Origin of the sequence: Pseudomonas sp. K5002, assembly GCF_013386655.1 — a bacterium.
Lineage (GTDB): Bacteria > Pseudomonadota > Gammaproteobacteria > Pseudomonadales > Pseudomonadaceae > Aquipseudomonas.
In genome coordinates, this window is the sequence record NZ_JACARK010000740.1 from 1 (window position 1) to 8,391 (window position 8,391).

The 8,391-nt window shown below is 60.9% G+C and carries 8 protein-coding genes; all 8 read left to right on the forward strand.

Annotation, left to right across the window (positions count from 1 at the left end; genetic code table 11):
- Window positions 1–401, forward strand: a 401-nt coding sequence (locus HX846_RS27465) for a RodZ domain-containing protein (RefSeq protein WP_178966492.1), incomplete at its 5' end; no start/stop codon positions are given.
- Between the two features lie 4 nt (window positions 402–405).
- Window positions 406–1,515 carry a flavodoxin-dependent (E)-4-hydroxy-3-methylbut-2-enyl-diphosphate synthase gene (gene ispG / locus HX846_RS27470; RefSeq protein ID WP_003209666.1) on the forward strand — a complete coding sequence of 370 codons (1,110 nt, stop codon included), beginning with the start codon at window positions 406–408 and terminating at the stop codon, window positions 1,513–1,515.
- A gap of 23 nt (window positions 1,516–1,538) precedes the next feature.
- Entirely contained in the window at window positions 1,539–2,828 is a 1,290-nt protein-coding gene (hisS, locus tag HX846_RS27475) for a histidine--tRNA ligase (RefSeq protein ID WP_087695130.1), read from the forward strand.
- A gap of 40 nt (window positions 2,829–2,868) precedes the next feature.
- Window positions 2,869–3,510: a tetratricopeptide repeat protein gene (locus HX846_RS27480; RefSeq protein ID WP_003209663.1), complete on the forward strand. Its 642-nt coding sequence runs from the start codon at window positions 2,869–2,871 to the stop codon at window positions 3,508–3,510.
- Window positions 3,503–4,654, forward strand: coding sequence for an outer membrane protein assembly factor BamB (bamB, locus tag HX846_RS27485; protein WP_003209662.1), 1,152 nt, complete (start codon window positions 3,503–3,505; stop codon window positions 4,652–4,654). The genes HX846_RS27480 and bamB overlap by 8 nt, the downstream gene beginning before the upstream one ends.
- Window positions 4,655–4,793: 139 nt before the next feature.
- Window positions 4,794–6,263: a ribosome biogenesis GTPase Der gene (gene der, locus HX846_RS27490; RefSeq protein WP_003209661.1), complete on the forward strand. Its 1,470-nt coding sequence runs from the start codon at window positions 4,794–4,796 to the stop codon at window positions 6,261–6,263.
- A gap of 109 nt (window positions 6,264–6,372) precedes the next feature.
- Entirely contained in the window at window positions 6,373–7,521 is a 1,149-nt protein-coding gene (locus HX846_RS27495; protein WP_178966493.1) for a pyridoxal phosphate-dependent aminotransferase, read from the forward strand.
- Window positions 7,509–8,300 (forward strand): amidohydrolase, encoded by a 792-nt coding sequence (locus tag HX846_RS27500; protein ID WP_087695129.1) that lies wholly within the window; start codon window positions 7,509–7,511, stop codon window positions 8,298–8,300. Before HX846_RS27495 ends, HX846_RS27500 begins: the two co-directional genes overlap by 13 nt.
- Window positions 8,301–8,391: the final 91 nt, after the last annotated feature.

Sequence of the window (8,391 nt, forward strand, 5' to 3'; positions counted from 1 at the left end):
CCGCAGTGGCACCCGTCGCACCCGCTCCAGCGGTTGCAGTGACGCCTGCTGCTCCAGCTCATACGCCAGCAACGCCAGCAGTACCGGCGCAGGCTCCGGCAACAACGGCTCCCGTCGCCCCGGCGATTTCCGCGCCAACCACCCCGGTACTGATCGCCGGTGATGGTCGAGTCCAAATTACCTACGTCGCTGACTGCTGGACGCAAGTCTCCGATGGCAACGGCAAGGTGCTGTTCAGTGGTCTGAAGCGTAAGGGAGATACACTTGACCAGGGCGGCAAGCCTCCTTTGACGCTGCGTCTGGGCTTTGCCCGTGGCGCGCAAGTGGCCTACAACGGCCAGCCTGTGGACGTGGCGCCGTTCACCAGTGGCGAGACTGCTCGCCTCAAGTTGGGACAATAAAGTCATGCACGGCGAATCTCCAATCAAACGTCGCGTATCGCGCAAGATCTGGGTCGGCTCGGTGCCGGTGGGCGGCGATGCCCCCATCGCAGTACAAAGCATGACCAACAGCGACACCAATGATGTGGCGGCCACTGTCGCCCAGATCAACCGCCTGGAAGCGGCGGGCGTCGACATCGTGCGTGTATCCGTACCGGATATGGACGCTGCCGAAGCCTTTGGCCGCATCAAGCAACTGGTCAAGGTGCCGCTGGTCGCCGATATCCACTTCGACTACAAGATCGCGTTGCGCGTGGCCGAGTTGGGCGTCGATTGCCTGCGGATCAACCCGGGCAACATCGGTCGTGAAGACCGGGTTCGCGCCGTGGTGGATGCCGCCCGTGATCGCGGGATTCCAATTCGCATCGGCGTCAACGCCGGCTCCCTGGAAAAAGACCTGCAAAAGAAATACGGCGAGCCGACGCCGGCCGCACTGGTCGAGTCCGCGCTGCGCCACGTTGAACACCTCGAACGCCTGAATTTCCAGGACTTCAAGGTCAGCGTAAAGGCTTCCGACGTGTTCATGGCGGTAGAAGCGTACCGCCTGCTGGCCAAGGAAATCGTCCAGCCGCTGCACCTGGGTATCACCGAAGCCGGCGGTTTACGCTCAGGCACAGTGAAATCTGCGGTGGGTCTCGGTATGCTGCTGGCCGACGGGATTGGCGATACTATTCGCATCTCCCTCGCGGCAGACCCGGTAGAGGAAGTGAAAGTCGGTTACGACATTCTCAAATCCCTGCATTTGCGTTCCCGTGGCATCAACTTCATTGCCTGCCCGAGCTGCTCGCGGCAGAACTTCGACGTGGTGAAAACCATGAACGAACTGGAAGTACGCCTCGAAGACCTGCTGGTGCCGCTGGATGTCGCGGTGATCGGCTGTGTGGTCAACGGGCCGGGTGAGGCCAAAGAGGCCCATGTGGGCCTGACCGGTGGTACGCCAAACCTGATTTACATCGACGGCAAGCCGTCGCAGAAATTGACGAATGACAATCTGGTGGATGAGCTGGAACGGCTGATCCGCCAGAAAGCGGCCGAAAAGGTCGAAGCTGACGCAGCGGTTATCGCGCGCGGCTGATCGAACGAATTTAAGGATTTGATGTGAGCAAGTCTCTGCAAGCCATTCGTGGCATGAACGACATCCTGCCTGAGCAGACGCCCCTGTGGCGCTACTTCGAGGGCACTGTCGCGCGCCTGCTGGATAACTACGGTTACAAGCAGATCCGCATGCCGATCGTCGAGTTCACCGAGCTGTTCAAGCGCTCCATCGGTGAAGTGACCGACATCGTCGAAAAAGAGATGTACACCTTCGAAGACCGCAACGGTGACTCCCTGACCCTGCGTCCGGAAGGTACTGCCGCGTGTGTGCGTGCGGTGCTCGAACATGGCCTCACCGGCGGTGGCCAGCCGCAGAAGCTCTGGTACATCGGCCCGATGTTCCGCCACGAGCGTCCGCAGAAAGGCCGTTATCGCCAGTTTCACCAGATCGGCCTGGAAGTCTTCAACCTAGACGGTCCGGACATCGACGCCGAGCTGATCGTGCTGACCTGGCGCCTGTGGGGCATGCTGGGCATCCGCGATGCGGTCAAGCTTGAACTCAACAGCCTGGGCACCAGCGAATCCCGGGGCCGCTACCGCGAAGCCCTGGTGGAATTCCTGTCGGCCCACCTGGACAAGCTGGACGAAGACAGCCAGCGCCGCCTGAAAACCAACCCGCTGCGGGTACTGGACACCAAGAGCGCCGAGACCCAGGCCGTACTGGTGGACGCGCCGAAAATGGCCGACTACCTGGACGACGAGTCCCGTATCCACTTCGAGGGCCTCAAGGCTCGCCTGGATGCAGCCGGTATTCCTTACGTCATCAACCCGAAACTGGTGCGTGGCCTCGATTACTACAGCAAGACCGTGTTCGAGTGGGTCACCGACAAGCTCGGCGCCCAAGGCACGGTGTGTGCCGGTGGTCGTTACGACGGCCTGGTCGAGCAGATGGGCGGCAAGCCGACCACCGGCGTAGGTTTTGCCATGGGCATCGAGCGGCTGATCCTGCTGCTGGAAACCCTGGAGCAGGTTCCCGAAGAAATCTCCCGTCAGGTGGACGTGTACTTCTGTGCCTTTGGCGAGGCGGCCGAACTGGCTGCCCTGGCCCTGAGCGAGAAACTGCGCGACCAACTGCCGAACCTGCGCCTGCAAGTCAATGCCGGCGCCGGCAGCTTCAAAAGCCAGTTCAAGAAAGCCGACAAGAGCGGTGCGTTGTATGCACTGATCCTGGGTGATGATGAGTTGGCCCAGCAAGTGGTAAGTTTCAAACCCCTGCGTGGTCAGGGTGAACAACAAAGCATTGCCTTTGATGCGCTTGCAGCGCACCTGGCCACCTGCATCGTGCAGGGTTGAAGCTGTCAAACAGCCGATTTAGCGATTAAGGAGTATTGGGGTGTCGAGTACTGATGATGACCAGCTGGCCGAGTTCAAAGACTGGTGGCAGCGCAACGGCAAGCCCCTGGTCACTGGCGGCTTGCTGGCTTTAGTAGTGGTGTTCGGCTGGCAAGCCTGGCACAAGTATCAGGCTAACCAGTCGCAAGGCGCCTCGATTATCTATCAGCAACTGCTGGAAACCACGCTGACGCCAAACGGCAAGCCTGACCTGGCCCAGGTTGCAGACCTGGCCGGCAAGCTGAAGAGCGAATTCGGCGGTAGCACCTACGCGCAATACGGCAGCCTGTTCGTCGCAAAAGTTGCGGTCGACAACGGCAAGCTGGATGACGCCGCCTCCGAGCTGAAAGCCATCACCGACAAGCCGGCCAACCCGACACTGGGTGAAATCGCACGTCAGCGTCTGGCTCAGGTACTGGCGGCACAGAACAAGGCCGACGAAGCACTGAAACTGCTCGACGGCGATGCTGACAAGGCATTCCTGGCCACTCGTGAAGAGCTCAAGGGCGACCTCCTGGTCCAATTGGGTCGTACCGACGAAGCCAATGCTGCGTACCAAAAAGCCAAGGCGGCGCTGTCTGATGAAGCGGCGGTCGGTGGCTTACAAATCAAGCTCGACGACTTGGCCAAAGGGGATGCGTGACGTGATCCGTTGGAAACATGCAGCATTGCTGGCTCTGGCCGTTTTGGCCGCGGGTTGCAGCAGCAACAGCAAAAAAGAACTGCCTCCGGCCGAGCTGACCAGCTTCAAGGAAGAAGTGGTCCTGCAAAAGCAGTGGAGCCGCTCCATTGGTGACGGTCAGGGCGATCTGTACAACCTGATGGTCCCGGCGATCGACGGTGACACTATCTACGCCGCTGATTCCACCGGTGTTGTGGTCTCCATGGATCGCATGAACGGCGACGTCAAGTGGAAGAAAGACCTCGAACTGCCTGTGTCCGGCGCCGTTGGCGTGGGTTCTGGCCTGGTGATGCTCGGCACGCTGAAAGGCGACGTCGTGGCACTGGATTCGAGCACCGGTGAAGAGAAATGGCGCGCTCGCGTGACCAGTGAAGTGCTCTCGCCGCCTGCTACCAACGGTGACGTGGTTGTCGTGCAGACCCAGGATGACCGTGTGATCGGCCTCGACGCCGCCACCGGTAACCAGCGCTGGTTGTATGACAGCACGCCGGCGGTCCTGACCTTGCGCGGTACCAGCGGTCCGGTTGTGACCAGCAACCTGGCACTGGCAGGCCTGTCGACCGGTAAAGTGGTCGCCCTGGACACCCAGAACGGCGTGCCGGCCTGGGAAACCCGGGTCGCGATTCCTCAAGGTCGTTCGGAACTGGACCGCGTAGTGGACATCGACGGTGGCTTGCTGCTGTCGGGTGATACCCTTTACGTCGCTACTTATCAGGGCCGTGTTGCGGCGCTGGACGTGCAGAGCGGCCGGATCAACTGGCAGCGTGATGCTTCCAGCTACGCCGGTGTCGCCCAAGGGTTTGGCAGCGTCTACGTAAGCCTGGCGTCCGGCACCGTTGAAAGTGTCGACGAGCGTTCCACCACTGCATTGTGGAGCAACGACTCCCTGGCCCGCCGTCAGTTGTCGGCACCGGAAGTGTTCTCCAGCTACGTAGCGGTAGGCGACTTTGAAGGTTACCTGCACCTGCTGAGCCAGGTGGACGGTCGCTTCGTGGGTCGCGAACGTATCGACAGCGACGGCCTGCGTGCCCGTCCGCTGGTGGTAGGTAACATGCTTTACGTGTATGGCAACAGCGGCAAACTGGAAGCGCTGACCATCAAGTAATGGTTTGACTATGCTTGGGGTAATTCCCAGGCGGCCCTGCTTCGGCAGGGCATGCGGCGCTTTCGAGCGCTGCCCCGAGCACCAGCCGCTGCCTTGCAGCGGCTTTTGTATTTTCTGAAATAACGAAGTGGAGAGCCGCATGGTTCCCGTAATCGCCCTGGTGGGCCGACCGAACGTCGGCAAGTCCACCTTGTTCAACCGCCTGACCAGGACTCGCGACGCCATCGTCGGCGACTTGTCCGGTCTGACCCGTGATCGCCAATACGGTGAGGCAAAGTGGCAAGGGCGCTCCTACATTATTGTCGACACCGGTGGTATCTCCGGTGACGAGCATGGCATGGACGAAAAGATGGCCGAGCAGTCGCTGCTGGCCATTGAAGAAGCTGATGTCGTGTTGTTCCTGGTGGACGCCCGCGCGGGCTACACCGCTGCAGACCAGATGATTGGCGAGCACCTGCGCAAGCGCAACAAGCGTTCCTACGTGGTGGCCAACAAGATCGACAACATCGATCCTGAAATGGCCCGCGCCGAGTTCAGCCCGATGGGCCTGGGCGATGCGATCCCGATCGCCGGTGCCCACGGTCGCGGCATCACCCAGATGCTGGAAATCGCCCTGCGCGACTTCCCGCGTGATGACGTGGATGAAGTCGAAGGCGAAGAAGAAATCGTTGCCGAAGGCGAGGAAGCCAAGCGCATTCCTGGCCCAAGCGAAAAAGACGGTATCAAGATCGCGATCATCGGCCGTCCGAACGTCGGCAAGTCGACCCTGGTCAACCGCATGCTCGGTGAAGACCGGGTAATCGTCTATGACGAGCCGGGCACCACTCGCGACAGCATCTACATCCCGTTCGAGCGTAACGACGAGAAGTACACGCTGATCGACACTGCCGGTGTGCGCAAGCGCGGCAAGATCCACGAAGAAGTTGAAAAGTTCTCCGTGGTGAAAACCCTGCAGGCGATCAAAGACGCCAACGTAGTGATCTTCGTCATGGACGCCCGCGAAGGCGTGGTAGACCACGACCTGAACTTGCTGGGCTTTGCCCTGGAAGCCGGTCGCGCCCTGGTGATTGCGATCAACAAGTGGGACGGCATGACGCCGAGCGAGCGCGACTACGTCAAGGTCGAGCTGCAGCGTCGCCTGTTCTTCGTCGAGTTTGCCGATATCCACTTTATATCGGCACTGCACGGTACCGGCGTGGGTAACCTCTACGCCTCGGTGCAGAACTCGTTCAAGTCCGCGGTTACCCGCTGGCCGACCAACCGCCTGACCCAGATTCTTGAAGATGCGGTCAGCGAGCACGCGCCGCCGATGGTCAACAACCGTCGGATCAAGCTGCGCTACGCTCACTTGGGTGGTGCCAACCCGCCGATTATCGTGATTCACGGTAACCAGCTGGAGAAGGTGCCGAAGTCCTACGTGCGTTACCTGGAAAATACCTACCGCCGCGTCTTGAAACTGGTCGGTACGCCGATCCGTATCGAGTTCAAGGGTGGCGAGAACCCGTACGAAGGTAACAAGAACAGCCTCACCGACCGCCAGGTAAACAAAAAGCGCCGGATGATGACGCACCACAAGAAGGCCGACAAAAAGCGCCGCGACAAGCGCTGATCCTGATCGGTTGAAAAAGGGCTCTTTCGGAGCCCTTTTTTTGTGCCTGGCGGTTGACCCTTCGCGGCATGCAGCTTAAAACTTGGGGCTCACCGCAAGGGGCGCACCGATGATCACCAGCAAGCTGCCGAATGTCGGCACCACCATCTTCACCACCATGTCGCAACTCGCTGCCGAAACCGGTGCGCTCAACCTGTCCCAGGGCTTTCCCGACTTTAACGGGCCCCAGGAGTTGCTCGATGGAGTGGGCAGACACATTGCCCTGGGCCATAACCAATACGCCCCGATGACCGGCCTGCCGGTACTGCGCCAGCAAGTGGCGGCCAAGATCGCCCGCAGCTATGGCGCAACGGTGAATGCCGACAGCGAAGTGACCATCACCCCAGGCGCCACTGAAGCGATCTTCTGTGCGATCCAGGCGGTGATCCGCAGCGGTGATGAAGTCATCGTGTTCGATCCGGCCTACGACAGCTACGAGCCTTCTGTGGAACTGGCAGGCGGTCGCTGCGTACACGTGCAACTGGGCCTGGATGATTTCGCCCTGGACTTCGAGCAACTGCGCGCTGCGCTGTCGCCGCGCACCCGCATGATCATCCTCAACAGCCCGCATAACCCCACCGGTGCCCTGATCAGCCGTGCCGAGCTGGACCAGTTGGCCGAGTTGATCCGCGACCGCGACATCTACCTGGTCAGCGACGAGGTCTACGAGCACCTGGTGTTCGACGGTGTGCCCCACGTCAGCGTGTTGGCCCACGAAGAGCTGTATCTGCGTGCGTTTGTGGTCAGTTCGTTCGGCAAGACCTACCACGTCACCGGCTGGAAAACCGGCTACGTGGTCGCGCCGCCAGCCCTCAGCGCCGAGCTGCGCAAGGTGCATCAATATGTCAACTTTTGCGGCGTGACCCCGTTGCAGTACGCTTTGGCAGACTTCATGGCCGAACACCCGGAACACGTCGAGGAGCTGCCGGCTTTTTATCAAGCCAAGCGCGACCTGTTCTGCGACCTGCTGGAACCGTCGCGTTTCAGCTTTACCCGGGTGGCCGGTACCTACTTTCAATTGGTGGATTACTCACAGATTCGCCCGGACCTGGATGACGTCGCCATGTCGCTGTGGATGACCCGCGAACACGGCGTTGCGACCATCCCGGTCTCGGTGTTCTACCGGAACCCACCGCAAGGCCAGCGCCTGGTGCGACTGTGCTTTGCCAAACGCGAGGAGACGCTGCGTCAAGCAGCCGAGAAACTATGCGTGATCTGAGTGCACTGCCCAACCTGAACATCGCCCTGGTGCAAACCACCCTGGCCTGGCACGACCGCCAGGCCAACCTGGAGCATTTTGAACTGTTGCTGGAACAGGCCAAGGGTGCCGACCTGATCGTGCTACCGGAGATGTTCACCACCGGTTTCTCGATGGAATCGGAAACCCTCGCCGAGCCTGAAAACGGCCCCACCCATCAATGGCTGCAGGCCCAGGCGAAGAAGTACAACGCGGTGATCACCGGCAGCGTGATCATCCAGGCCGCCGACCGCAGTCACCGCAACCGCCTGCTGTGGGCGCGACCGGATGGTGAGGTGTTGCACTACGACAAGCGTCACCTGTTCCGTATGGCCGGTGAACACGACCACTACACCCCCGGCGAGCGCCAGGTGCAGTTCGAACTCAAGGGGTGGCGGATTCGTCCGTTGATCTGCTACGACCTGCGATTCCCGGTGTGGAGTCGTGACGCCCAGGACACTGACTTGCTGCTGTACACCGCCAACTGGCCGGGCGCACGTCGCCAGCACTGGAACCGTCTGCTGCCGGCACGGGCCATTGAAAACCTGTGCTACGTGGCGGCGGTGAATCGGGTGGGCACGGACGGCAAGGGCTTTGCCTACACCGGCGACAGCCAGGTCGTGGACTTCCAGGGCGAAAGCCTGCTGAGCGCAGGGGAGGCGGACGGGGTGTTCCAGGTGTGCCTGGACGCAGCGGAATTGGCGGAGTACCGCACACGCTTCCCGGCGAACCTGGATGCGGACAGCTTCGAGTTCGTATAAATCGTTCCCACGCTCTGCGTGGGCACGCCTCTTGTGACGCTCCGCGTCACGCTTCGGGACGCGGAGCGTCCGAGCTGCATTCCCACGCGGA